Origin of the sequence: Salinicola sp. CR57, assembly GCF_003206585.1 — a bacterium.
Classification (GTDB): domain Bacteria; phylum Pseudomonadota; class Gammaproteobacteria; order Pseudomonadales; family Halomonadaceae; genus Salinicola; species Salinicola lusitanus.
Window position 1 is genome coordinate 216,754 of sequence record NZ_PZJL01000011.1, and the last position, 26,157, is coordinate 242,910.

General features: G+C 64.1%; 23 protein-coding genes. 13 read left to right on the forward strand and 10 right to left on the reverse strand.

What is annotated here, in order from left to right; translation table 11 throughout:
• Positions 1-139: 139 nt before the first annotated feature.
• From trmA to DOM56_RS16440, 4 genes are all read right to left on the reverse strand, one after another.
• Positions 140-1,264, reverse strand: a complete 1,125-nt coding sequence (gene trmA, locus DOM56_RS16425) for a tRNA (uridine(54)-C5)-methyltransferase TrmA (RefSeq protein ID WP_110710131.1) — start codon at positions 1,262-1,264, stop codon at positions 140-142.
• 34 nt (positions 1,265-1,298) lie between these two features.
• A complete protein-coding gene (gene murI / locus DOM56_RS16430; protein WP_110710132.1) occupies positions 1,299-2,117 on the reverse strand; it encodes a glutamate racemase in 819 nt (272 codons plus the stop codon).
• A complete protein-coding gene (locus tag DOM56_RS16435) occupies positions 2,110-3,009 on the reverse strand; it encodes a LysR family transcriptional regulator (protein ID WP_110600773.1) in 900 nt (299 codons plus the stop codon). Before DOM56_RS16435 ends, murI begins: the two co-directional genes overlap by 8 nt.
• A gap of 107 nt (positions 3,010-3,116) precedes the next feature.
• Entirely contained in the window at positions 3,117-3,659 is a 543-nt protein-coding gene (locus DOM56_RS16440) for a hemerythrin domain-containing protein (protein WP_110710241.1), read from the reverse strand.
• Between the two features lie 382 nt (positions 3,660-4,041).
• Between DOM56_RS16440 and DOM56_RS16445 the strand changes: the two genes are divergently transcribed.
• Positions 4,042-5,394 (forward strand): replication-associated recombination protein A, encoded by a 1,353-nt coding sequence (locus DOM56_RS16445; RefSeq protein ID WP_110710133.1) that lies wholly within the window; start codon positions 4,042-4,044, stop codon positions 5,392-5,394.
• A gap of 78 nt (positions 5,395-5,472) precedes the next feature.
• Here the strand turns inward: DOM56_RS16445 and lolA are convergent, their stop codons facing one another.
• The 3 genes from lolA to DOM56_RS16460 all read right to left on the reverse strand — a co-directional run bounded on the left by lolA (position 5,473) and on the right by DOM56_RS16460 (position 12,060).
• Positions 5,473-6,129, reverse strand: coding sequence for an outer membrane lipoprotein chaperone LolA (lolA, locus tag DOM56_RS16450; protein WP_110600771.1), 657 nt, complete (start codon positions 6,127-6,129; stop codon positions 5,473-5,475).
• Between the two features lie 107 nt (positions 6,130-6,236).
• On the reverse strand, positions 6,237-9,734 hold the full coding sequence (locus tag DOM56_RS16455; RefSeq protein WP_280951303.1) for a DNA translocase FtsK 4TM domain-containing protein: 3,498 nt from the start codon (positions 9,732-9,734) through the stop codon (positions 6,237-6,239).
• 292 nt (positions 9,735-10,026) lie between these two features.
• On the reverse strand, positions 10,027-12,060 hold the full coding sequence (locus DOM56_RS16460) for a Cache 3/Cache 2 fusion domain-containing protein (protein WP_110710135.1): 2,034 nt from the start codon (positions 12,058-12,060) through the stop codon (positions 10,027-10,029).
• Between the two features lie 142 nt (positions 12,061-12,202).
• On the opposite strand from DOM56_RS16460, the gene aat reads away from it, so the two are divergent.
• The 3 genes from aat (at position 12,203) to infA (ending at position 14,216) form a co-directional block, all read left to right on the forward strand.
• Complete coding sequence (gene aat / locus DOM56_RS16465; protein WP_110710136.1) at positions 12,203-12,895, forward strand: leucyl/phenylalanyl-tRNA--protein transferase; 693 nt, start codon at positions 12,203-12,205, stop codon at positions 12,893-12,895.
• Complete coding sequence (locus DOM56_RS16470; RefSeq protein WP_110710137.1) at positions 12,892-13,647, forward strand: arginyltransferase; 756 nt, start codon at positions 12,892-12,894, stop codon at positions 13,645-13,647. Before aat ends, DOM56_RS16470 begins: the two co-directional genes overlap by 4 nt.
• A 350-nt stretch (positions 13,648-13,997) precedes the next feature.
• Complete coding sequence (gene infA / locus DOM56_RS16475; protein WP_013332816.1) at positions 13,998-14,216, forward strand: translation initiation factor IF-1; 219 nt, start codon at positions 13,998-14,000, stop codon at positions 14,214-14,216.
• 162 nt (positions 14,217-14,378) lie between these two features.
• Here the strand turns inward: infA and clpA are convergent, their stop codons facing one another.
• Positions 14,379-16,643: an ATP-dependent Clp protease ATP-binding subunit ClpA gene (gene clpA / locus DOM56_RS16480; protein WP_110600764.1), complete on the reverse strand. Its 2,265-nt coding sequence runs from the start codon at positions 16,641-16,643 to the stop codon at positions 14,379-14,381.
• Between the two features lie 112 nt (positions 16,644-16,755).
• Positions 16,756-17,085, reverse strand: coding sequence for an ATP-dependent Clp protease adapter ClpS (gene clpS / locus DOM56_RS16485; protein WP_232822337.1), 330 nt, complete (start codon positions 17,083-17,085; stop codon positions 16,756-16,758).
• Between the two features lie 279 nt (positions 17,086-17,364).
• Between clpS and DOM56_RS16490 the strand changes: the two genes are divergently transcribed.
• The 8 genes from DOM56_RS16490 to DOM56_RS16525 all read left to right on the forward strand — a co-directional run bounded on the left by DOM56_RS16490 (position 17,365) and on the right by DOM56_RS16525 (position 25,016).
• Positions 17,365-17,967, forward strand: a complete 603-nt coding sequence (locus DOM56_RS16490) for a pseudouridine synthase (RefSeq protein WP_110710139.1) — start codon at positions 17,365-17,367, stop codon at positions 17,965-17,967.
• 135 nt (positions 17,968-18,102) lie between these two features.
• Entirely contained in the window at positions 18,103-18,552 is a 450-nt protein-coding gene (locus DOM56_RS16495; RefSeq protein ID WP_110600760.1) for an NUDIX hydrolase, read from the forward strand.
• 207 nt (positions 18,553-18,759) lie between these two features.
• Positions 18,760-19,959: a tRNA 2-thiouridine(34) synthase MnmA gene (mnmA, locus tag DOM56_RS16500; protein ID WP_110710140.1), complete on the forward strand. Its 1,200-nt coding sequence runs from the start codon at positions 18,760-18,762 to the stop codon at positions 19,957-19,959.
• Positions 19,956-20,600 (forward strand): high frequency lysogenization protein HflD, encoded by a 645-nt coding sequence (gene hflD, locus DOM56_RS16505; RefSeq protein ID WP_110710141.1) that lies wholly within the window; start codon positions 19,956-19,958, stop codon positions 20,598-20,600. The genes mnmA and hflD overlap by 4 nt, the downstream gene beginning before the upstream one ends.
• 80 nt (positions 20,601-20,680) lie before the next feature.
• Positions 20,681-22,045 (forward strand): adenylosuccinate lyase, encoded by a 1,365-nt coding sequence (gene purB, locus DOM56_RS16510; protein WP_110710242.1) that lies wholly within the window; start codon positions 20,681-20,683, stop codon positions 22,043-22,045.
• Between the two features lie 34 nt (positions 22,046-22,079).
• Entirely contained in the window at positions 22,080-23,267 is a 1,188-nt protein-coding gene (locus DOM56_RS16515) for a cupin domain-containing protein (RefSeq protein WP_110710142.1), read from the forward strand.
• 142 nt (positions 23,268-23,409) lie between these two features.
• On the forward strand, positions 23,410-23,877 hold the full coding sequence (locus tag DOM56_RS16520; protein WP_110600753.1) for a glycine zipper 2TM domain-containing protein: 468 nt from the start codon (positions 23,410-23,412) through the stop codon (positions 23,875-23,877).
• Between the two features lie 152 nt (positions 23,878-24,029).
• Entirely contained in the window at positions 24,030-25,016 is a 987-nt protein-coding gene (locus tag DOM56_RS16525) for a lipid A deacylase LpxR family protein (RefSeq protein WP_110710143.1), read from the forward strand.
• A gap of 86 nt (positions 25,017-25,102) precedes the next feature.
• On the opposite strand, the gene DOM56_RS16530 is transcribed toward DOM56_RS16525, so the two are convergent.
• Entirely contained in the window at positions 25,103-25,390 is a 288-nt protein-coding gene (locus DOM56_RS16530; protein ID WP_110710144.1) for a hypothetical protein, read from the reverse strand.
• Between the two features lie 199 nt (positions 25,391-25,589).
• Between DOM56_RS16530 and slyD the strand changes: the two genes are divergently transcribed.
• Complete coding sequence (slyD, locus tag DOM56_RS16535; protein WP_110601121.1) at positions 25,590-26,072, forward strand: peptidylprolyl isomerase; 483 nt, start codon at positions 25,590-25,592, stop codon at positions 26,070-26,072.
• Positions 26,073-26,157: the final 85 nt, after the last annotated feature.

The window sequence follows — 26,157 nt, forward strand, 5'->3', positions numbered from 1 at the left end:
AGCGCCCTATGGCGCCCTACACAATTGAAGCTTCGTCATGACACATGTCGGTTATGCATCAACGACGGGGCTGCCTGGCCGCATCGGCAGTTGACAAGCAGCGATGATGGCCCGCTCCGGGCCGGCACCGCCCCTCGAATCATGCCGACGGCAAGCGCTCGAGCAGCACCCCGCACTCACAGTGGTCCGTCCACGGGAATTGGTCAAACAGCGCCATCCGAATCACCCGATGAGTACGGGTCAGCTGCTCCAGATTGGTGGCCAGCGTATCGGGATTGCATGAAATGTAGACAATGCGGGAATAGCGCATCAGCGGCGCGCAGCTGTCGGCGTCCAGACCTGCCCTCGGCGGGTCCACCAGCACGGTGGAGAAGTCGCACTCGTCGAGCGCCATGGCGGCGACACGTCGCCCCTGCTTCTCGCCACTCAGCGCCAGGGCGAACTCCTCCGCCGACATCCGCGCCACATGCACGTTGTCGATACCGTTGGCGTCGAGGTTGGCCTGGGCCGAGGCGACCGACGTCCGCGAGATCTCGGTGGCGACCACGCGCCGGAAATTGGGCGCCAGCGCTACCGTGAAATTGCCGTTGCCGCAGTATAGCTCGACCAGATCCCCCTGGCTGTCGGCGGTGACGTCCCGGGCCCAGTGCAGCATGGCACGGCAGATCTCGGCATTGGGCTGGGTGAAGCTGTTCTCGACCTGTTGATAGTGGAGCTCCCGGCCATCCACCTCGAGTCGCTCCCAGACGTGGTCGCGATCCAGCACCAGCCGCTGCTTGCGGGAGCGCCCGATCAGCGACACCCCGAGCTGGGCCTGGAGCTCGCGGGCTCGCGCCTCCCACTCCTCTCCCAGCGGCTTGTGGTAGATCATCGTGACCAGCGCTTCCCCGCTCAAGGTCGTGAGGAACTCCACCTGGAACAGCTTGCGCCGCATCAGCGGCTCGTCACGAATCGCGTCGAGCAGACGCGGCATCAGTGCGTTGATGCGCTCGCTGGCGACCGGGAACCGGTCGATACGGACGACGCGCTGGGCGACTCGGCCTCGCTGAAGCGGTGCCTCCGGGTCGGCCTCGAACATCGCGTAGAAAAGATCGTCTCCCTCGTGCCAGATACGGAACTCGGCGCGCATCCGGTAGTGGGACGGCGGCGAGGCGAACACCTCCAGCGGCGGTGGCGAAAAGCGAGCGAATTGACGCTCGATGCGCTCGCGCTTGGCTTCGAGCTGGGCGTCGTAACGCGAGGGGTCGATATCGAAAATCACCAAACCAGAAATCCTCGGACAAAATTGGCGCAATGGTTCATGAAACGGGGGTGGCGACCGCCGGCTGGGTGATCTCCAGGGTCAGCGGCGACGAGTAACCGAAACGCCTCAGAATCGGCCCCAGACTCGGGACCTGGGGCGCCGTGGCCCAGCTGAGCGCCTCGCTCGCCTCGCCTGGCGGCGCGGGGACCGACCAGGTGTCACCGAGCACCTGACTCAGTCGGCGGGCGATCGCCGCCCCGGAGTCGATCCAGAGCCTGTCTGGCATCAGCGGTTCGAGCAGCCCACGCAGCAACGGAAAATGCGTGCACCCCAGCACCACGACATCGAGTTCCGCCACCGCTTTCAATGGCGCAACGGCCAACTGAAGCGCGCGGGCATCGATCGCCTTACCCGCGAGATGGGATTCGGCCTGGATCACCAGGGCGTCGGCCGCCACGCGCACCACCCGGCAATTCGGTGCATGATCGGCGATCAGCCGGTCCAGGTATGGCCGATGGACGGTCGCTCCGGTGGCAAGCAGGCCGATCGTCCGGCTGCGGGACGCTTCGGCCGCGGGCTTGATGGCCGGAACGGTGCCGATGACTGGTATCGGTAGCCGCGCCCTCAATGCCGCCAGGGCCAGTGTGCTGGCGGTATTGCACGCCACCACCAGCACGCGGGGGCGCGCCAGTTCGCACGCGCTCACGCAGACGGCGACGATCCTCTCGATCAGCCAGTCGTCACGCCTGGTACCGTAAGGTAGCGCCGCGTTGTCGCAAAGATAGCCCAGCGAGCAGTCCGGCATCCGCCGGCGAATCTCCTCGCTGACGGAGAGCCCACCGACACCGGAATCGAAGATCAATGCGTCAATCATAGGGCTGACCGTCGCCGAAATAGCCGAGCAAGGCCTCGATCAAGGCGCGCAGGCGCGCCGGCATGTAATCACGTTCGGCGTACAGGAGGTGGATATCGAGCGGCGGCATCTCGAAGGCCTCGAGCACGCGCACCAGTTGCCCGGCCCGCTCTTCCGGCGCGGCCAGGGACGCCGGTTTCAAGGTCAATCCCATGCCGAGTACCGCGGCCTCGATCAGCGCCCTGCCGTTGTTGCAGGAGAGTGCCGGTTGCAGCCGGAAACGGTAGATCTCGCCGTCGACCCGGAACGGCCAGTAGAGCCCATGTCTCGACAGGGTGTAGTGCAGACAGCGGTGGTCGCGAAGCTCCTGGGGATGACGGGGCGTGCCATGGCGCTGGAGATAGCCTGGCGACGCGTAGAGGTGCATCGGAATCTGCATCAAGGGCCGCGCGATCAAGCTGGAATCCTCCAGCTCGCCGATTCGCACGACAAGGTCGAAATCCTCTGCCAGCGGATCGACGCGGCGATCCTCGAGCACCAGGTCGAGCGATACCGCCGGATGCGCCGCCTCGAAGGCCTGCAACGCCGGCATCAACGAGCGCGCCCCGAAATCCACCGGCGCGGATAGCCGCAGCCGGCCACGAATCTCGCCGCGCTGCTCGCCGATGCCAGCCTCCAGCTCCTGAAGTTCGTCGAGCAGGCGAACGACGGTGGTCAGGTAGCGCTCGCCCTCGGCGGTCAACTGCAGACGCCGCGTGGTTCGCACCAGCAGCCGCACGCCCAGCATCTCCTCGAGCCGGGAAACCTGCTTGCTGACCATGGCATTGGAAACGCCCAGGCGCCGTGCGCCGCCGGCAAAACTTCCGGCGTCGATGACCGCGCGGAAAACCTGCATCGCTTGCAGTCGATCCATCCTGCCCCCGTCCTCTCGTTCCAGGCGGCCATTCTACGCAAGCGACGGCGATCGCGCAGTGGCGATCGCCGGGGTGTCAGGTAGCGAAGGGAAGCGAGGCGCCACGCCTACAGCGGCGAAGGGGCCTCGCGAAATTCGGTATACAGTTCCGGATACGCTTCCTGCAGCCGCGCCAGCTCGGCGCCCGCCTGGGGAGGCAGCTCGTCGGCGAGACGGGCGAGATCGTCCTCGTCGAAATGCTCGCGAATCAGCGGGAACAGCTCCTCCCGCTCGGCGCGCAGATAGGCCCGATGCGCTTCGAGATAGGACTTGAGGTCGTCGGCGAACCTGTCCATCGGCATCACGCCATCCATCAGGATCATGTCGAGGTCCTGGGACAGACGCATCAGTTGTTCGTGCAGATGCTGATAATCCTCGGCCAGACGCGTGCTCAATTCATGGATGCCGGACGCCTTAGCCGCCAGTTGATCGCTGCAGAGACGCTCGAGGGGAATCGTGAATCCGTTCATGTAATCGAGGATATAGTCCACGACTTCCCGAATCAGCCGGAAGTCAGGACGCTCGCCGTCGGCCAGTGTCTTGTGCTTGAGTTGCAACACATGCAGCAGGCGCGCCATGTTGGCATGGTCCTGACGCAGTTGGGTCAGCATGGGCATGGTGAGTCTCCTGTCCGTGAAGCGCGGTGTCGAGTGACGTCCGTCGCCTAGTCAGCCTAGTGTAGTGCCTGTCGACGACATTGGTGCCGGAACCCGTTTCGACGGTCCGCCACCGGTGTTGCCTGGAGTGATCGAAGGCATCGCCATCCCGACAGCCGCCATCGGAACCGACGAAGTACGCCATAGATTACCTCGGCCGGAGACCGGCAAACGAGCCTCGAATGACATCTTGGTCGATGATCGGTTGGGCCTGCCTCCAGCGACACGCTAGAATTTCCTACCCTAGCGGTTTTTCCGATAAACGCTCTACGCCTAACGTCTGAATCAGTGTAGCGAAATGTACCGTTCCACTGCCGTCAGCCAGCCTGGAAGCCCCATGGACCTATTTGCCGACGACGCCTCCCGAGGCGACCCGCATCCGGACAGCGCGCCCCTCGCCTACCGTCTGCGCCCGCGCACCCTCGACGACTACATCGGCCAGCAAGCGCTGGTGGGTCCGGGCAAGCCGCTTCGACGCATGGCGGAGACCGCCAGCGTACGCTCGATGATCCTGTGGGGCCCTCCCGGGGTGGGCAAGACCACGCTGGCGGAGATTCTCGCCGAAGCCTCCGGCGCCCGGCTCGAGCAACTGTCGGCGGTGATGGCGGGGGTGAAGGAGATTCGGGCGGCGGTGGAACGAGCCCGCGAAGGGCAGATGCGCGATCGCCGCACCCTTCTCTTCCTGGACGAGATCCATCGGCTCAACAAGAGCCAACAGGATGCCCTGCTCCCCCACGTCGAATCCGGCCTGCTGACGCTGATCGGCGCCACCACCGAAAACCCCTCCTTCGAGGTCAACTCGGCGCTGCTCTCCCGTGCCCGGGTCTATGTCCTGAAAGCCCTCGACGAGAGCGAGCTGATCACGGTGCTCAAACGCGCCCTCGGCAACGAGACTCTGGGCCTCGGGCGGCGCAATATCCGCGCCAGCGACGAGACGCTGTCGATTCTGGCGAGGGCGGCATCGGGGGATGCGCGCCGCGCCCTCGGCCTGCTCGAGACCGCCTGTGACTTCGTCAAGAGCGACGAGCACGGCGAGATTCTCGATCGCGACGCCGTGATCGAGGTGATCGGGCATCAGGCGGCGGCGTTCGACAAACAGGGGGAGCACTATTACGACGTGCTGTCGGCCATCCACAAGTCGGTTCGCTCTTCGCGCCCCGATGCCGCGCTGCTCTATGTCGCCCAATTCATCAGCGGCGGCGGTGATCCGCTGGACATCGTCCGGCGCCTCGCCGCGATCGCCTCGGAGGACGTCGGCAACGCCGATCCGCGCGCCCTGCCGTTGGTGATAGCCGCCTGGGACGCCTACCTGCGGCTGGGCGACTACGAGGGCCAGCGCGCCATTGCCCATGCGGTGATCCACCTGGCGATCGCCCCCAAGAGCAACCGCATCGATCAGGCCTGGAGCCAGGCCAAGGCATTCGTCGCCGAGCATCCCGACCTGGAGGTGCCGGTCTATCTGCGCAATGCCCCTACCGAGTTGATGTCTTCGCTGGGTTACGGCGAGGGTTATCGCTACGCCCACAACGAGCCCAACGGCTACCCGGCCGGCAGCCGCCACGACTGCTGGCCGCCGAACCTGCCGCAGACCCGCTTCTACGAGCCCAGCGACTACGGTCAGGAGAAACGCTTCCAGCAGATGCAGGCCTGGCGCGAGGAGCTGGATCGGCAGGCGGACGGCGACTCCTGAGAGACGTCGCCTGCCGTCAAACGGCACTCGCCCCGGCGTGGAGACCACGGCGGGGCGAGTCGAGCGGCAAGCTTGGCGTCACGGCGTGGCGGGAGACTGCTCGCGAATCACGTCGGCACCTTCAGGGGCCTGAAACTGGAACTGGGCGGGATCGATATCGACATTGGTCTGCGCGTTGTCGAAATCGATCGCGGTGCGCTGGCCGGTGCTGTCGGTCATCTGCAGCGCATCGAGCTGCTCGCCGTAGAAGGTCAGCTTGAGCTGCTCGAACAGGGTGTCGTTGGCCTGCGGTACCAGTGTGAAGGTCTCGCTGGCGCCCTGCTGCTGTCGCGTGACATCGTAGTTGTCGGCGAGTTCGGAAGCACTCCCGGAGAGCAGCAGTGCCGGCGTGTGGGTGACCCGGTCGTCCAGCGGCTGGATCGTGACCTGCTCGAGATCGGGATCGTAGAGCGAGACTTCGTTGCCGTCGGAGACGACCAGTTGCCGGTAGGGCTCGTTCACTTCCCAGCGAAAATGCCCCGGGCGCGACAGCCACATGTGGCCGCTGGTGTCCTGCAGGCTGGAGCCCGAGGCATCCAGGATCTGCTGCTCGAAATCCGCGGAGTAGGTCTTCAGCGGCTCGAGCAGGTGGGTCAGCCGATCGGCGGATGCTTGATCCGCCAGTGCCGACTGGGTCATCAATACCGGCGCCAGCAACAGCGATCCGGCCAAGGCCAAGGTCTTCATCTTGCGCATGGACATTCCTTATCGGGAATCGTCGATCCGAGATCGACGATCATGAATCTGGTGAATGCTAGGACAGCAAAACGGCCACGGGGTTTAATTCCTCGTGGCCGCTCGAATCAGTGCCCGACGGGGGGCGGCGCCAAGACTTCGCGGGAGCCGTTGTTGCCCATGGACGAGACGACACCCGCCTGCTCCATCGCCTCGACCAGTCTCGCCGCGCGGTTGTAGCCGATCTTGAAACGGCGCTGCACGGCGGAGATCGACGCCCGACGGGTCTCGGTGACGAACTGCACCGCCTCGTCGTAGAGCGCGTCCTGCTCGGCATCGTCGCCATCGCCGCCACCCTCGGCCTCGAGCCCGGCCAGAGCGTCCGCGGAAACGCCCCCGGAGAGGATCTCCTCGATGTATTCGGGCTCGCCCCGGCGCTTCCAGTCCTCGACGATGCGGTGCACCTCGTCGTCATCGACGAAGGCGCCGTGGACGCGCTGCGGCATGCCGGCCCCCGCCGGCAGGTAGAGCATGTCGCCGTGCCCCAGCAGGTTCTCGGCACCGCCCTGGTCGAGAATGGTGCGCGAATCGATCTTGGACGACACCTGGAACGCCATGCGGGTGGGGATGTTGGCCTTGATCAGCCCGGTCACCACGTCGACCGACGGCCGCTGGGTGGCCAGGATCAGGTGAATGCCCGCCGCCCGCGCCTTCTGGGCCAGCCGCGCGATCAACTCCTCGACCTTCTTGCCGACGATCATGAACATGTCGGCGAACTCGTCGATCACCACGACGATGTAAGGCAGCTTCGCCAGTGTCGGCGGCGGCTGGTGCATCTCCCACGGCTGCGGCTCCCACAGCGGGTCCTGAACCTGGGCCCCATGGCTTTCGGCCTCGTCGAGCTTGGCGTTGAATCCGGCGATGTTGCGCACCCCCATCGCCGCCATCAGCTTGTAGCGTCGCTCCATCTCGGCAACACACCAGCGCAGTGCGTTGGCCGCCTCCTTCATGTCGGTCACCACCGGGGCCAACAGATGAGGAATACCGTCGTAGACGGAGAGCTCCAGCATCTTGGGATCGACCATGATCATTCGGACTTCGTCCGGGGTCGCCTTGAGCAGCATCGACACCAGCATGGTGTTGATCCCCACCGACTTGCCCGAACCGGTGGTGCCCGCCACCAGCAGGTGGGGCATCTTGTTGAGATTGGCGACCACCGGCTTGCCGCCGATGTCGTGCCCGAGCGCCAGCGTCACCGGCGACTCGGCATGCTGATAGACGTCCGAGTCCAGTACCTGGCGAATCCGAATCATCGCCCGATGCGGATTGGGAATCTCGATCCCGACGGTCGGTTTACCGGGGATGATCTCGACCACGCGCACGCTCTTGACCATCAGCGAGCGCGCCAGATCCTTGGCCAGGTTGCTGATCTTGGAGACCTTCACTCCGGCCGCAGGGCGGATTTCGAACCGGGTAATGACCGGCCCCGGCCAGGTCTCCACCACTTCCGCCTTGACGCCATACTCGCGCAGCCGCATCTCGAGCAGTTCGGCCATGTCTTCCAGCTGTTCCGGCGAGTAGTTCGGCTGCTCTGGGTCGGCGGGCGTGGTCAGACGAATCGACGGCAGATTACCGCTCGGCTCCGGCAGATCGTCCATCACCGGACGCTGGCTCTGCAGATGTTCGACGGTCCATAGCGTCGGCTGGTCCTCGGCAGCCGCTCTGGCCTGATCCGCGGTGGCCAGCGGGCCTTCACCGCTCGGTATCGTACTCGGCGCGGCCGGTGTCGCGGGATCGGGGCGAGCGACGGGCGGCGCTGGCGCGGCCGGCGGCTGGCGCTCCGGCAAGACCGGGCCGGCCGCGTCATGCCGCTCTTCGTCGGCGACATCGAAACGCGGCGGCTGGCGCTCCGGCGAGACCGGACCAGGCACGTCATGCCGCTCTTCGTCGGCGACATCGAAACGCGGCTCCTGGCGCTGCCGCGCCGCCCCCTCGACACGAGGCTCCTCATCGGCCAGGGACGAGGAAAGCGTCGGGTCCGCCGGCATGTCGCCGCTCTCCGCCTCGATATGGCTCCAGTCGACACCGGTGCGCCGATGCGCCGGCTGTTCCGGTTCGCCCGCGCGTTCGACCGTCTCTTCGGGCGCATCGTCCCGCGATATCGTGGCGTGATGCCGATCCACCGCCGGATCGTGGCGCTCGGCGCGAATTCCCCACTGCTGGACCGGCGCATCGTCGTCGCGGGCCGAGACCCCGTTGACCGGCGATTCGGGGCGACGATCGTCGAGGTCGTCACGCGCAGTCTCGCTCGACGACGCTTCACTGCCGGTAGCGCCGCTCGGAGAAGAAGACGTCTCTCCCGGGGCCTGGAAGGCATCGGGTATACGCCGTCGTGTGACGTCGGCCCGGAAGGGCATCCTTTCCGGAGAAGCGGTCGAGTCGGCTGCCGAACCCGCCTGCGAGGCCGCGGCCATCGCGGTCGAGGAGTCGGCGGCCGTGGCGGCGGGTTCGTCGGTTGCCGATATCCGGCCCACCGTCATCGGATCGGAAGATACCGGCCGCCCCGGTTCGCCACGCGTCATCGTTCGCGGTGAGGCGTCGGCGTCGGTCGCGGGCAGACGGCCCAACGTCGGCTCGCGCGCTTCGTCGCGCTGCTGACGGGCGGTATAAGAAGCCTCGGGGCGCTTGGCGGAGGGCGTTCGCGCCGGCACGTCCCACGGGATGTCGGTCCGGCCATCGTGGCGCCACATCGAGGAGTCGCGATGTTCCAGGCCCTCGCCGGCGCCGACGACGTTTTCCCAGCCGGGCTCCTGGCGTGACTGACGGGCATGCTCCAACTCGTCGTGGTCCCAGCGCTCCAGATCGGGCGCCTTGTGCCATGGCAGCCACTTGGTCCACCAGGATGGCTTGGCCGGCGGTTCGTCCTCGTCCGCCACGACCGCATCGACCCGGTCATCAGGCCGATCCGGGATCGTCGACTCGGCCTTGTCCCGGCGGGCATCGGCCTTGTCGGATCGTCGGTTCTGGCGCGCTTCGCGGCGCTCGCTGGCCCGTGACTTAGTCCAGTGGAACAGCCGGTTCAACGAACTGCCGAGCTCGTCCATCACCGTCAGCCACGACATGCCGGTGAACAGCGTGAAACCCGACATGAACGCCGCAATGGCAATCAGGGTGGTTCCCCGCACGCCCACCAGGGCAGTCAGGGAGTCGGCGATGCCACGACCAAGAATGCCACCCGCCTGATTGGGGAGGTCACTGGCAGCGCTGTAGAAATGCAGGTCACCCAGCGTGGTCGTGCTCATCAGCAACAGCAGTAGCCCGCCGGTATGAACGGCCAGCGCCATCGGGTCCCAGGCAATCTGAACCTGGGCCTGACGCATCAGCCGCCAGGCGCCCAGCCCGAACATGCCAGGCCACCAGAGCGCGCTGGCACCGAACAGCGAATAGAGGACATCGGACAACCAGGCGCCGATCTTGCCCATCCAGTTCGAGACCGACTGGTCCGGCCCGCTGTGCGACCAGCCAGGATCCGTGGGTGTATAGCTGAACAGAGCCAACAGGAGAAAAACGCAGATGGCGAGCAGCAGAATCACGGCGCCCTCGCGAGTCACGCCCTGCAGGCGCATGATCACGTGGCGCGCCTGCTCCCTGGCTTGCGCTTGCGTCGATGAACGACGGCTCTTCTTGGCCGAACTCTTGGCACTCAAATGATCAACCCCCTCGCGCCCGGTATGGCGTGGCGTAGCGCAGTCAACTGCCACGCCGCTGGCGGCATTCCATTCCGCTCGCGGCATTGGCGATCAATGACCGGCCCCAAGACGGGCCCGGTGTTTTCAACCCGCCATCATACCGGGGCCCGCGCCGACATCACAGGGGGCGCGGGTTGCGTCGAGTGTCGACCGAATCGACGACGTCAAATCAAGCCGGTAGGGGCTCCTCCGTCGAACCATGTCGGGTCAGACTGGCCGTGGGAGCCCCCAGGTCCGCCCCCTGCCGATCTATGGCCGAACCGTCGCGCAGCCGGAAGACCGAGACCGTCTCCGCCAGCCGTCGGCTCTGTTCGTTCAACTGCTGGGTCGAAGCACTGGACTGACGAACCAGCGCCGCATTGCTCTGGGTGGTCTCGTCGATCTGCGCGATGGCCTGGTTGATCTGCTCGATCCCGTGGGACTGCTCCTCGGAGGCCAGACGAATTTCCGAAATCAGGGTGCTGATACGCTCCACCTGCGACACGATCTCCGACACCCGCTGCCCAGCCTCCGCAGCCCGCAGATTGCCGTTGTCGACCTCGTCGACAGTCCGCCCGATCAGCGCCTTGATCTCCTGCGCCGAGGTCGAACAGCGCTCGGCCAGACCACGAACCTCCTGCGCGACCACGGCAAAGCCTCTGCCATGCTCGCCGGCCCTGGCGGCCTCGACGGAGGCGTTCAGCGCGAGCAGGTTGGTCTGGAAGGCGATGCCGTCGATCACGCCGACCACCTCGGAGATCTGCTTTGCCATCCCGACGATGCGCTGCATGGCGTCAGACGTGGCTTCGACCGTGTTCTGGGCCTCGCCCGCGGCCAGCACGGTCTGCCGGGTCTGCTCGTCGCTCTCCTGCGCCCGCTGCGTGTTCTGGCGCACGGTCGCGTTGATCTCTTCGGTGCTGGCGGCGGTCTCCTCGAGGCTCGCTGCCTGGGACTCGGTACGCGAGGAGAGCTCGGCGTTCCCCGAGGCCAGTTCCTGCGTATGGTTCTCGGTCTCCACGACCGCGTGACGCACCTGCCCCACGATTCGCTCGAGGCCATCGCCGATGCCGTTCATGGCGCCGACCAGTTGGCCGATCTCGTCACGACGACGCGTCTCGATTCGCTGCGACAGATCCCCTTCTGCCAGCGCCTGGGCCAGGCCGACGGCACGGTTCATCGGCTTCGTGACCAGTTGCTTGGCAATCCAGTAGAGCGTCAGACTCAACGCCGCCGCCAGCACCAGCGCGATCAACAGGAAGCGATCGCGAGCAGCGATGACACCGGCCTCGATCTCGTCGACCGACACCGAACCGGCGATGATCCATTGCCACTCGGGATAGCGGGAGTAGAACGCCAAGCGATTGTCGCCGCTGCCGGAGACGTAACTGATCTCGCCGGATTCCTGAGCGAACAGCGGCGCAAAGGCGTCGGCGTCAGCGGAATTCAGCAGGTTCTGTCCTTCGAAGGGCCCTCCCGCGATGACGTCCCCCTTATGATCCCCGGCGGCGGAGATCAGCATGGTGTAACCACTGCTGCCAATCCCCATCTCGCGGATGCGATTCTGGACTTGGGCCATCTCGGCGCTGATATCGACCCCCACGAATAGTGCCCCCACCACCTTGCCGTCACCATCCAGTATCGGTTGATACTTGGTGATGTAGGGCGTGCCGAAAAGCTTGGCGAGTCCGATATAGGATTCGTTCGCCATCAGCTTGGCGTAACTCTTGGACTCCCGGTTGAGCAGCGTTCCCATCGCCCTCTTGCCATCTTGGTCCTTGAGAGAGGTGGAGATGCGCACGAAGTCGTCGCCGTCGCGGGCGAAGATCGTCGCCGGCGTGCCGGTCTGCGCGCTGAAGCGATCGAGCTTCCACGTATTGTCGTTGAGCACCTCGAGCCCATCCCTGAGCGTCGGTGTCTGACGCCCGGAAACCTCGACCTGCTGGTCCGGACTCAGCGCGAACCGCCCCGAGTACTGGTCCGAGAAGATATTCAGGAACCGGTCAGCCTGCTGCTGAAGGCTGTAGTCGAACAGCGACAGCATGGCGGAAACCGAGTCCTGCTGGGTTTTCAACTCGCGAGTCGTGGCCTCGCGCAGTTGCGACGTGCTCGCCTGGGCCATGGCGAAAGCCAACCCCATGAGCACGGCAACCTGCAACAGGGCGACAATGATGGCCAATTTGGTGCCGATGCTGGCATGATGAAGGCGTTGTCGGAGTGCAGCCATGATTCTTTCCACAATTTGAGGAGTCGAGAATCTATCGGCAATGGCTGGACTATTCTTGATGCTCCTTTCGGCAAAGGTATGCCGAGGATCACGCTTCCGGTGTTTGCTATGCTGTGGATCGCTTTCTCATCGGGTCCCCTGAATGCTGCCCTGGCTACCACCTCATCTCGTCGCCTTCCCACCCGTTGCCAAAGCGCTGGATGAACCGGATGGCTTGCTGGCCGCCGGGGGCGCGCTGACACCGGAGTGGCTACTGAGCGCTTACCGCCAAGGCATCTTTCCGTGGTATGCAGAGGGCCAGCCGATCCTGTGGTGGTCCCCCGATCCACGCATGGTGCTCTTCCCCGAGGAGATCCGTGTCCGCAGAAGTCTGGCCAAACGGCTTCGCAACGGTGGCTTCGTGGTGACGTTCGATCACGCCTTCGAGCGCGTCATCACCGCCTGCGCCGAGACTCGCGCGGATGCGGAAGGAACTTGGATCGACGATGCCATGCGGCAGGCCTATCTCGATCTTCACCGTTTGGGACACGCGCACAGTGTCGAGGTCTGGCAGGCGGAAGCGCTGGTGGGCGGCCTCTATGGCCTCTCGATCGGTCGCGTCTTCTTTGGGGAGTCGATGTTCAGCCACGTCCCCGACGCCTCGAAAGTCGCCCTGGTCCATCTGGCGCGGCGACTCCGACTGCACGATTTCGCCTTGATCGACTGTCAGATGCATACACCACATCTGGCCAGCATGGGTGCCAGAGACATCGCCCGGGAGACGTTCATCGACTACCTTGAAGGCAACGTCAACTCACCCAACCCGGCCGACCTCTGGCCAACGGAGCCACCGTGAGCAGCGACAATGCGAACAACCCGCAACGTCAGGCACGCGATCTTCGTTTTTTCCTGACGGTGCCCCATCCCTGCAGCTACCTGAAGGGACGGGAGGCGACGACACTCTTTCTCGACCCCGAGGAAACGGTCGCGCCCGAGGTCTACGACGCCCTCACCCTGCTGGGCTTCCGGCGTAGCGGCAGCAACCTCTACCGCCCCCACTGCGAGGCCTGCAGTGCCTGCACTTCCGTCAGAATTCCGGTCGAGGATTTCACCCCCAGCCGAACCCAGCGCAAACTGATCAACCGTAACCGAGATATCACCACGCGATGGCGCCCGACGGTATTCGACGAGCAACACTACTCGTTATACGCCCGCTACATTCGCGCCCGACACGCCGACGGCGACATGTTTCCCCCCAGCCGCGAGCAGTACCGGATGTTTCTGACCCAGGCACACCCTTTTGCCAAATTGCTGGAGTTCCGGCTGGGCGATCATCTGATGGCAGTGGCTGCCACCGACTGCCTGGGTCATGGCCTCTCCGCGATCTATACGTTTTTCGACCCGGACCCCATCTTCGAGCGACGCTCTCTCGGCGGCTTCGCCATACTCAGCCAGATCGAGCTGGCACGCGAGCGCCGACTACCCTATCTCTATCTCGGGTACTGGATACGCGCCTGCCAGAAAATGCGCTACAAGCAGGACTATCAACCGCTGGAGTATCTCAATGGGGGGCGCTGGCAGCGCATGGTCCCGGCCAAGGCGCTGTAATGACACCGATGAACCGTATCGCACCAGGCTCCTGAACTCAGCGCTGCGACCCGCCTCTGTAGCGCCGAACGGTGGAGAGACGATTAACCGGTTCGAAAGCTTCCGCACTGCAGGCCCGGTGATCGGTCATGAGCCGAGATCCATTCGATTTACCACGTATTTTTGCCTTCCCTTGCGAGATAGCCCATAATATCGCGCACTTCAGAGGCCCAAGGGCGGGCTGGCTCGATGATGACGTGAATGGCACCCGTGCCTTTCGCGGCATTCCGCGTCGATAGCCAACCGCGAGGCGCCGTGTCAGGCCCTCAAACTAAGCCCCGTTCTCAACACGTTCAAGAGGGATCGCCTATATGGCACGAGAAGATCATATCGAAATGGAAGGCGTCGTCGTCGACACGCTTCCCAACACCATGTTCCGCGTTGAACTGGAGAATGGCCATGTCGTGACTGCCCATATCTCCGGCAAGATGCGTAAGAACTACATCCGCATCCTGACCGGCGACAAGGTCAAGGTCGAGCTGACTCCTTACGACCTCTCCAAAGGGCGTATCGTCTACCGCTCTCGCTAATCCGCGAGCCTGTCTCGGCTCCGCCTTCCCCGAACGGCTTCCCGCCCTCAGGAACAGTCCTGTTATTCTATCTCCGTCAGGCGGGCAATCAGAGATGATACGAATCCAAAAACGCCTCGCCATGTTGCCATGGCGAGGCGTTGTCGTGCTGTTGCTAACGGTTTAGGCCAGTTCGGCTTCGGTCTCGAGCTGCAACTCGTCGTTGTCGACCCGCACGTGGACGATGCCGCCATTCTCGGCCAAGTCGCCGAACAGGATCATTTCGGCCAGTGGCTTCTTGAGCTTTTCCTGGATGACTCGGGCCATCGGGCGCGCCCCCATCTCGGGGTCGTACCCTTTCTCGGCCAGCCAGACGCGGGCGTCGTCATCGACATCGAGCTGCACCCGTTTCTCGTCGAGCTGAGCCTGCAACTCGACCAGGAACTTGTCGACGACGTTGCGTACGATGGATGGCTCGAGACCGTGGAACTGGATGATCCCGTCCAGGCGATTGCGGAACTCCGGTGTGAAGGTCCGGCGAATCACCTCCATACCATCGGTCGAGTGATCCTGGGTCTGGAAGCCGATCGAGCGACGAGAGATCTGTTCGGCGCCGGCATTGGAGGTCATGATGACGATCACATGCCGGAAGTCCGCCTCGCGGCCGTTGTTGTCGGTCAAGCGACCATGGTCCATGACCTGCAACAGCAGGTTGAAGACTTCCGGATGCGCCTTCTCGATCTCGTCGAGCAGCAACACGCAGTGCGGCTGCTTGGTGATCGCCTCGGTCAGCAGGCCGCCCTGGTCGTAACCGACGTAGCCCGGGGGCGCCCCGATGAGACGCGATACCGTGTGGCGCTCCATGTACTCCGACATGTCGAAGCGGACCAGTTCGATCCCCATCAGGTGCGACAACTGCCGAGCGACCTCGGTCTTGCCGACGCCGGTCGGGCCAGCGAACAGGAAGCTGCCCACCGGCTTGTCCGGCGACTTGAGACCGGCACGAGACAGCTTGATCGCCGCCGACAGACTGGTGATCGCCTCATCCTGGCCGAACACCAGCATCTTCAGGTCGCGCTCCAGATTCGAGAGCAGCTTGCGGTCCGAAGTCGAAACGCTCTTCGGCGGGATGCGCGCAATGGAAGCCACCACCGCTTCGACCTGATCGACATCGATGGTCGCGATCCGCGCTTCCGGAGGTAGCAGGCGCTGGTGCGCGCCGGCCTCGTCGATCACGTCGATCGCCTTGTCCGGCAGGTGACGATCATTGATATAGCGATCGGCCAGGCGGGCTGCACTTTCCAGCGCGCCATCGGTGTACTTCAACTGGTGATGCTCTTCGAAACGGCCTCGCAGCCCCTTGAGGATGCGGATGGTATCCTCGACGGTCGGCTCCGGCACGTCGACCTTCTGGAAACGACGGGCCAGCGCTCGATCCTTCTCGAAGATGCCGCGGAACTCCTGGAACGTGGTCGAGCCGATGCAGCGCAGCTCGCCGGAGGAGAGCAGCGGCTTGAGCAGGTTGGAGGCATCCATGACCCCGCCCGATGCCGCGCCAGCGCCAATGACCGTGTGAATCTCATCGATGAACAGGATCGAGTTGTCCTGCTTGCGCAACTCGGCCAGCAGCCCTTTCAACCGCTTCTCGAAATCGCCGCGGTACTTCGTGCCCGCGAGCAGCGCGCCCATGTCCAGCGAGTAGACCACGGCATCGGCGATTACGTCCGGCACGTCTTCCTCGACGATTCGCTTGGCCAGGCCTTCGGCGATGGCGGTCTTGCCGACCCCGGCCTCGCCCACCAGCAGCGGGTTGTTCTTGCGTCGACGGGCCAGAATCTGCACCACGCGCTCGAGCTCGTGGTCACGACCGATCAGCGGATCGATCTTGCCCAGCCGGGCCTGGTCGTTGAGATTGGTCGCATAGTTGGAAAGCGGGCTCTGCCCGTTTTCACCGGCGGCTTCCTCGCCGTCCTCGGACTCTTGGGAGGGTTGCTGGGCCTGGCCATGACCGGCGACCTTGGAGATGCCATGGGCGATGTAGTTGACCGCATCCACCCGTGCCACGCTCTGCTGTTTGAGGAAGTAGACCGCCTGGCTCTCCTGCTCGGAGAAGATCGCCACCAGCACGTTGGCGCCGGTCACCTCACTCTTGCCGGAGGATTGGACATGAAAGACCGCGCGCTGCAACACGCGCTGGAAGCCCAGCGTGGGCTGCGTTTCCCGGTCTTCCTGCTCTTCGGGAATCAACGGTGTCGTGGAATTGATGAAATCCTGCAGATCGGCACGAAGCTTTTCCAGATTCGCCCCACAGGCATTCAGCACGTCGGCTGCCGAGGCATTATCGAGAAGCGCCAGCAGCAAGTGCTCCACGGTCATGAACTCGTGTCGCTTGGAACGCGCCACGGTGAAGGCCGTGTTCAGGGTGAGTTCAAGTTCTTTACTCAACATGGCAGTCCCCTTTTAGCCACTGAGGGCGTCGGTCGGCACTTTCACAATCGGGCACAAACAGCGGTTTCGCAAGTCTTCGAAGACAAAAGCGTCGACGATGTGTGTCCGCCATCTACTCTGCGGCATCCACGTCGCACATGAGAGGATGCTCGCACTCCTTCGCATATTCATTGACGAGGTGACACTTGGTCTCCGCCACGTCACGGGTGAAGATGCCGCAGGTCGCTTTCCCCTGCGTGTGGACGGCCAGCATGATCTGAACCGCCTTCTCGCTGTCCATGGCGAAGAATCGTTGCAGCACCTCGACGACGAACTCCATCGGGGTGTAGTCGTCGTTGTACAGCACGACCTTGTACATTGGCGGCGGCGCCAGTTGCGGATCCGACACCTGTTCGGCAACATCACCCTGCTCGTCGTGTTCAGGGTCGGGAGGACGCGTCATACCCGTGCGGGCCGGCTCCCTGGCAAGGTAAGGCGACACTCTGTTTGAGATCTCTGACATAGTAAGGATGAATCCCTGGATGCATCGGCTCAGATACGGCAAGCCGGGACTCGATGAGGTATTGGATACCGTTGAAGACCCGAAGTTCCTTGAAGATGCGGCCGATGGAGCCGGTATGCAAGCCTTCCCTGAAAATAGTCTCGATCGCCGCTGCCCGCCATGGGGCAACGCTTCGGGAGCGCCCCGGGAGCCGGCCAGGAAGGCCGGGGGCGGCGCGCCATGAGTCGAATCTATCTGCTGCACAAACCCTACAACGTGCTCTGCCAATTCACTGACGCTCGTGGGCGGCGAACACTGGCCGACTGCCTTGAGGTGCCCGGTATCTACCCCGCCGGTCGTCTCGATTACGACTCGGAGGGGCTGCTGCTGCTGACCGATGATGGCGCCCTGATTCACCGCATCAGCGATCCCCGGCACAAGCTGCCCAAGCAGTACTGGGTTCAGGTGGAAGGCGAGCCGGACCCGAGCGCCCTGAAGGCGCTTCGCGAGGGAGTCATCCTCAAGGACGGACCGACTCGCCCGGCCAAGGTCAGACGGCTGGCGCCACCGGAGCCGCCACCCCGCGATCCTCCCGTACGCTACCGGCCCTCGGTGCCGACGACCTGGCTGGAGATAGAACTGCGCGAAGGGCGCAACCGCCAGGTACGCAGGATGACCGCACACGTGGGTCATCCGACCCTGCGGCTGATCCGCGTCGGCATCGGACCGTGGCGGCTCGGCGACCTGCCGCCGGGCCACTGGCGCAGCGAGACGGTGAACGTCCCGCGGCATTCGCCCGGGCGCGACACGAGCCGGCGCTCGAACTCCCCTCGCAAGCGCTGAATCATCGCGAAGCAGGCAGACGTCCGGCACACCAATCCGATAGCGGGCTTTCGAATTGGCGTAGACCGGGTATGATCGGCTGGAGTCCCACGGCCGGATGTCGAGGGCAGAGCATCGAGTCGGGAGAATGATGACATGAACCGTTGGACGCCTCGCGTGACCGTTGCCGTGGTGGTGGAGCGAGCAGGTCGTTACCTGATGGTGGAGGAGGATCGCGGCGGCCCGTTCAGCCTGTTCAACCAGCCCGCGGGCCACCTGGAACGGGGTGAGCGCCTGATCGCGGCCGCCGAGCGAGAAGTTCGCGAAGAGTCTGCCTGGCAGGTCGCCATCACCGACTATCTAGGGCTCTACGTCCACCAGACGTCGGATGGCCTCACCTTCCACAGCCATGCGTTTCTCAGCCTGCCACTGGCCCATCTGGGCAATACGCTGGACAAGGGAATCATCGGCACCCACTGGCTCACTTTCGACGAGATCGACGATCTCGACCGCAGCCATCGGCTGAGGAGCCCGGTCGTGATGCAGCGGCTGCGCGACACGCGCGACGGTCGCCGCTACCCGCTCGATGTCATTCGCGAGCGCTGACCGGGAAGCGAACTCGGCCTCGCCGCCTGTCATTGCACGCTCTGCCCCCGGGAAGTTGCCGATGGACTCGATGCGATCCCCCGCTTTCGGCTATAATCGCGGGCCGCTCATCCGAGTCGGTCGTTGATCGGATCCTGCACGCTCGCCGGGCACCGCCACTGGCGCGCAGGGTCTCACGACCCGCCCTCACCTGCCCCGGAAATCGTCATGACCACAGCCAGCGCATTCAGCGATACCGCGCACTCATCCAGCGAAGGCCCCCGGAAAGTCATCGTCGGCATGTCGGGTGGCGTCGACTCCTCCGTGACCGCGCTGCTGCTGCTGGAGCAGGGCTACCACGTCGAGGGCCTGTTCATGAAGAACTGGGACGAGGACGACGGCACCGAGTACTGCACCGCCATGGCCGACCTGGCGGACGCCGAGGCGGTCTGCGAGACCCTCGGGATCAAGCTGCACACGGCCAACTTCGCCGCCGAATACTGGGACAACGTCTTCGAACACTTCCTTGCCGAGTATCAGGCCGGGCGCACGCCCAACCCGGATATCCTGTGCAACCGCGAGATCAAGTTCAAAGTCTTTCTCGACTACGCCGAAATGCTTGGCGCCGACCTGATCGCGACCGGTCACTACGTGCGAAGAGGGCTCGACGACGACGGTCGGGCTCGGTTGCTCAAGGGGCTGGATGGCAACAAGGATCAGAGCTATTTCCTGCACGCGGTCCCCGGAGCCGCCATCGAGAGGACGCTGTTTCCCGTCGGCGAGCTGGAGAAGCCGCAGGTGCGGGCCCTGGCGGAGCGCCACGGTCTGGCGACGGCGAGCAAGAAGGACTCCACCGGCATCTGCTTCATCGGTGAGCGGCGCTTCAGCGACTTCCTCAAGCAGTATCTCCCCGCCCAGCCCGGGCGGATCGAAACGCCTGAAGGTGACCTGATCGGCGAACACATGGGGCTGATGTACTACACCCTGGGCCAGCGACGCGGCCTGGGCATCGGCGGCCTGAGGAACCACAGCGAGGATCCGTGGTTCGTGGCCGCCAAGGATCTCGAGCGCAACGTCCTCTTGGTCGTTCAGGGCGAGCACCCCTTGCTCTACAGCGATGTCGTCTACTGCGAGCCGGCAGCCTGGATCGCGGGAACGCCCCCCGAGGCGTCGCGCCTGAGCGCCAAGACCCGCTATCGCCAGCACGACGTTCCCTGCGAGGTGACGCTGCTGGCCGACGGCGAACTCGAGGTCCGGTTCGATACCCCACAGCGTGCGGTCACGCCAGGCCAGTCGCTGGTGCTCTACGATGGCGAAGTCTGCCTGGGCGGCGCCGTCATTCGCGCCACCGGAACCGACGATGGCGCCGCCGTCGCCGAACTCACCGACACCCCCTCCGCCATGACAGGGAGCCAGCGCTCGGCATGAACCCGACGCCCATTCAATCGGCACCGCTCGATAGCAACGGCCGACAGGCACTGGCCCTGGCCGGCGTCTTCCAGGCGGCATCCGTCGTCGATCAACTGGCCCGCACCGGGCAGTGCGACGAGCGCGCCTGGAACACCCTTATTCACGCCACGCTAGACACCGACCCGCCCAGTTTCGAGTCGATCTACGGCGGCCACCACAACAACCTGCGTCTGGGCATCGACACGCTGCTGGCAGTCATGTCACGCCAGAGCGCGCAGCCGGCTGTCATGCGCTACGGCTTCTCGATGGTGCTGCTGATGCAGAAGCTACGCAAGGACAGCGCCATGATGGAGACTCTCGGCCAACGGCTGGGGCGCGTCCAGGGTCAGGCCGAGCACTTCGGCGAAACCCACGAGAACGTGATCGCGAGCCTCGGCGAGCTCTACCAGGAGACACTCTCCACCTTCCGCTATCGGATCGTGGTCCAGGGCGAACCCAGCTTGCTGCAGAGTCGAATGATGCCGGAACGCATCCGCACGGCCCTGCTCGCCGGCGTTCGCTTCGCCCTCCTCTGGCACCAGCAAGGGGGCCGCCGCTGGCGCCTGATCTTCCAGCGGAGCGCCATCCGGCGCACCCTGCGGCAGCTCGACGCTCACTGACGTCGAGCCCATGAATCGAGCCGCACGAATCTCTCAATCGCGAGCTGCTGGCTCGCGCGATGTCTCGGGAACCCACGATGATCGAACTCTCCGCACTGACCGCCCTTTCCCCTGTCGACGGCCGCTACGCCACCAAGGCCGCCCCGCTGCGCGAACATTTCAGCGAGTTCGGATTGATCCGGGCGCGCGTGACCGTCGAGGTCCGCTGGCTGGAACGTCTGGCGGCCCATCCCGGCATCGTCGAGGTGCCGCCGCTTTCCGCCACGGCGCAGGCGTTTCTGGACACCCTGGTGAGTGATTTCTCGCTGGCCGATGCCGAGCGCATCAAGACCATCGAGCGCACCACCAATCACGATGTGAAAGCGGTCGAGTATTTCATCAAGGAGGCCATCGCCGATCAGCCGGAGCTCCACGCGATCACGGAATTCGTGCACTTCGCCTGTACCAGCGAGGACATCAACAACCTGTCCTACGCCTTGATGATGCGGGACGGCCTCGATGCCCTGACCCCGACGATGCAGGCAGTCCACGATGCGATCGCCCGTCTGGCCCACCAGCATGCCGAACAGCCGATGCTGTCACGGACGCACGGCCAGACCGCCAGCCCCACCACGCTGGGCAAGGAGATGGCCAACGTCGCCTATCGCCTGAGGCGGCAGCTCAAGCAGATAGCCTCCGTCGAACTGCTGGGCAAGATCAATGGTGCCGTGGGCAACTACAACGCGCACCTGGCGACGTATCCAGAGGTGGACTGGGCCGAGAACGCCCGCACCTTCGTCGAGTCGCTCGGACTCACGTTCAACCCTTACACCACCCAGATCGAACCCCACGACTACATCGCCGAGCTGTTCGATGCCATCAGCCGCTTCAACACCATCCTGATCGATTTCGATCGCGACGTGTGGGGCTATATCTCTCTCGGTTACTTCAAGCAACGCACGGTGGCGGGCGAGATCGGCTCCTCCACCATGCCGCACAAGGTCAATCCGATCGACTTCGAGAACTCAGAAGGCAATCTGGGGCTGGCCAACGCGCTGCTCGATCACCTGGCCCGGAAACTGCCGATCTCCCGCTGGCAGCGTGACCTGACCGACTCTACCGTGCTGCGCAACCTCGGCGTCGGCCTGGCCTATGGCCTGATCGCGTACGAAGCGGCACTCAAGGGTATCGGCAAGCTGGAAGCCAATCCCCAGCGTCTCGATGACGATCTCGACCAGAGCTGGGAGGTGCTGGCCGAGCCGATCCAGACCGTCATGCGCCGCTACGGGATCGAGAAGCCCTACGAGAAGCTCAAGGAGCTGACTCGCGGCAAGCGCATCGACCAGGCCGGCTTTGCCGCCTTCATCGACACGCTGGCGCTGCCGGACGAGGTGAAGACCGAACTCAAGGCCCTGTCGCCGGCGACTTACATCGGCAACGCCATCGATCAGGCCAAGGCGCTCTGAGCGCGCCATACACGTTTTCGTCCAGGAGACCGACATGACGTCCGCCAACAAGCCACGTACGCTGCTCGGTGGCCTCACCCCCGCCCAGTTCCTCAGTCAGCACTGGCAGAAATCGCCGTTACTGATACGCGGTGCGTTCCCCGACTTCGTTTCGCCCCTGGAACCGGACGATCTGGCAGGCCTCGCCTGTGAAGAGGGAATCGAGGCCAGGCTGGTGGAGGAGAAAGGGCCGGACAAGGCGTGGCAGGTCAGCCACGGGCCATTCGATGACGAGACCTTCGCGCGTCTGCCCGCCAGCGGCTGGTCGCTGCTGGTACAGGCGGTGGACCACTACGTGCCGGAAGTCGCCGAACTGCTGGAGTCCTTCGATTTTCTGCCGAGCTGGCGACTCGACGACATCATGGTCAGCTATGCGCCGCCAGGCGGCAGCGTTGGCGCGCACGTCGACCAGTACGACGTCTTTCTGTTGCAGGCCAGCGGACGCCGGCGCTGGCAGCTGGGCGGCAGCCCCGGCGCGGATGCCCGGCTGATCCACGGGATCGACCTGCGCATCCTCGAAGACTTCACCGTACAGGCCGACCAGGAGTGGGTACTGGAGCCCGGCGACATGCTCTACCTTCCCCCCGGCGTAGCTCATCACGGTATCAGCGAAGCCGACGATTGCCTGACCTATTCGATCGGCTTCCGGGCACCTTCCGCCGACGAGATCGTCACTTCCTTCGCCGACTACATCGGTGAACAGCTCGGCGACGGCCACCGCTATGCCGACCCCGACCTGCAACCACCGTTCGCGTCGGGCGAGCTGGACGAGCAGGCCGTGGCCCGCGTTCGCCGGCTACTGCTGGACGTCATCGACCGACCCGATCAGATGGCGCAATGGTTCGGGCGTGCCATGACGCAGCCCAAATATCTGGATCAATTGGCCCCGCCGGACTCCCCTACCGCACCGGAAGCGCTGCGCTCCGCGCTCGAGGGCGGCGACGAACTGACTCGCAGCCTCGGCTCACGTTTCGCCTGGCACCGTCTGGACGAGGCCAACGCCACCCTGTTCGTCGACGGCGATGCCGTCGACTGCCCTCTAGAGCTGGCCCGGATGCTGGCGTCGAACGCTCCCATAGACGCCAGTGCACTCACCCATCCAGGCGGCGCGCGCCTGTTGGCGACGCTCGTCGACAGCGGCAGCCTGGGCTTCGCCGACAGCGACCGGGATCCCCAGGAGTGAGAGGCAGGAATTGCCAGTGGCTCCTACACTCAATCCGTGCTGGGCACAGTGCCGATGGATTCCATTAGCACTGGACTAGTTTTAGAACACTGTTTTAATGTACTGGGCACGAAGCCATACCTGGATGTTAAGGAGAATCATCATGAAACGACTCATCGCTCCCGCACTGGTCATGGGCCTGCTGGCTCTGGCGGGCTGTACCAACACCTCGACCTACTCGGGTGACGTCTACCGGGGAGATCAAGCGGGCACGGCGCAGTCCGTGAGTTACGGAACCATCCAGTCGGTACGCCCGGTACAGATCCAGGGTGGCAACGGCGAGAGCGTGCTGGGCAGCCTGGGCGGTGCAGTCATCGGCGGTTTGCTGGGCAACCAGGTCGGCGGTGGCTCCGGCCGCACGATCGCGACCGCGGCCGGCGCCCTCGGTGGTACGGTGGCGGGCAGCAAGATCCAGCAGGCCACCGACCGCGTCGATGGCTACGAACTGGAGATTCGACAGGACAGCGGCCAGAACGTCGTGGTCGTCCAGAAGGCGGACCGCAACTGGCAAGTCGGCCAGCGTGTCAAGCTGGTCGCCAGTGGCTCCAGCGTCAGCGTCGCGCCCTACTGATTGCACGACGACAGCCAGATCCCATACCAGCGGCGCCTTCGGGCGCCGCTTTCTGTTAGCGTGATACTAATTTTCTATATTCTCGACGTTTTACGTACGCTATTGTATGTCCCGCAGATTCAATCATTCGTTTTAAGGGAATAAGGCGGAACATGAAGGGACAACTCTGGTCGAGAACCGGCCTTGCCATGGCCTTGGCAGCCATTTCCAGCACCGCTTGGGCGGATGGCATCCTGACGCTGAAGTCGGAAAACGATATCTTCGCCAGCGGCGACGACGGTCACTACACCAACGGTATCGAAGCCGACTGGTCCTTCAGACCTTCACGGGACCACTGGACCCGCGACCTCGCGGAGCTGATCCCTGGATGGAGTGCCGCCTCGCTGGACGGTGCCTCCTACCGGTTCGGACAGCAGATCTATACGCCGGAGGACATCGACGAGAGAGGCTTGATCGAGAACGATCGCCCCTACGCCGGCGTGCTCTACGCCGGACTCTCCCTGTTCGATGACCAGCAGTTGAGCGGATGGCGACGTACCAGTGGCGTGTATTTCGACGTCGGCCTTGTCGGCCCGGGTGCGGGTGGCCATACGGTACAGAACAACTTTCACCATCTGGTCGACAGCGACAAAGCCGAGGGCTGGCACAATCAGTTGCACAACGAGCCCTTCGTCAATGTCGCCTACCAGACCGCCTGGTGGAAACAGGGCAACCTGGGAGCGCTGGAAACCGAATATGGGCCGTCGGTCGGCCTGGCCGTCGGCAACCTCTACACCTATGGTGCGACCGGCCTCGGGTTGCGTATCGGGCAGGGGCTGGACGAGAGCTTCGGCGTGCCGGCCGTGGCGCCCTCCCAGGGCAGCAGGGTCTTTTTCGAGAAAGATAGTGGCTTCAACTGGTACCTGTTCGCCAACCTCGAAGGTCGGCTGATGGCCTACAACATGTTGCTCGACGGCAACACCTTCGAGGATAGCCACTCGGTGGATCGGCGCCCCTGGGTAGGGGATGCCCAACTCGGCCTCGCCGTATCCTGGGATCGCTGGCAGCTGACCTACAGCTCGGTGTGGCGGACGCACGAGTTCGAGACTCAGGACGATGGCGATCAGTTCGGCTCGATCACCGTTTCCACCTGGCTCTAGGCAGCGGGCCCAGAAATCACGACGGGCGATGCTGTCGGCATCGCCCGTCTACCTGCGTGGGCCGCTCCAGGCGACCGAGACCCTATTCAATGCAGCTTGGCTTTACGCACCGCCCAGCAGGCGACGCGCAACCCCACCCAGATTCCGATGGCCAGCAGAATCAAGGTCAGGAGCATGGATACCGGCTTGATGATGAACGTCGCGCCGAGCACCGCCAGCGCCGTCGACATGACCCAGCGGTCCTGGGCGGGATCCCCCTGCAACTGGGTCGGCAACCGGCGTTTGACCATCGCGCCAAGCGCCCCATCCCAAGCCTTGAGAAGTAGAAAAAGAAAAACGGCGAAGGCAACGAGCCAAACGACGAACACGGTCATGACGAACTTCTCCTCGGCCGCAAAATCACGGTAATTGGTCGTGGGGTCAGGGTAACCACACCCTCGAAGTGGCGCAACTACCATGGACGCCGTTCGAGATAAGCGCCCGATCGGCCCGACTTCACGGTCATTGCGACCTGACAGAAAGGCCGTGGCGCGTTAGGATGTGACAGACATGCACAAACGCAAAGGTTCCGAGATGCAGATTGCCCAGAACTCCGTGGTCGCGTTCCACTATACATTGACCAATGATGCAGGAGAGGTCCTGGACAGTTCCGAAGGTCGCGATCCGCTGACCTATCTACACGGTGCGGGCAACATCATTCCGGGGCTCGAGAAAGAACTCGAGGGCCACGGAAGCGGTGACAAGCTTCAGGTCGCCGTCGCGCCGAGCGAAGGGTACGGTGAAGTCCAGCCGGCGCTGGTCCAGGAAGTTCCGCGGGACGCCTTTCAGGGCGTTGATGCTGTCGAGCCCGGCATGCAGTTCCAGGCTCAGACCCAGGAAGGACCGTTGATGGTCACCGTGACCAAGGTGGAAGGCGACACCGTGACGGTCGACGGCAACCACCCCCTGGCTGGTGAGAAGCTGAACTTCGATGTCGAGATTGCCGAAGTGCGGGAAGCGACCGAAGAAGAAGTGTCCCATGGCCACGTCCATGGCGAAGGTGGTCACGAGCACTGATCGTCGAACAGGCCTCCCGCCGGGGGCCAGTTCTATCGGTGGGGGTACGCCCCCCACAAAAAAGGGCAGCCAGGAGGCTGCCCTT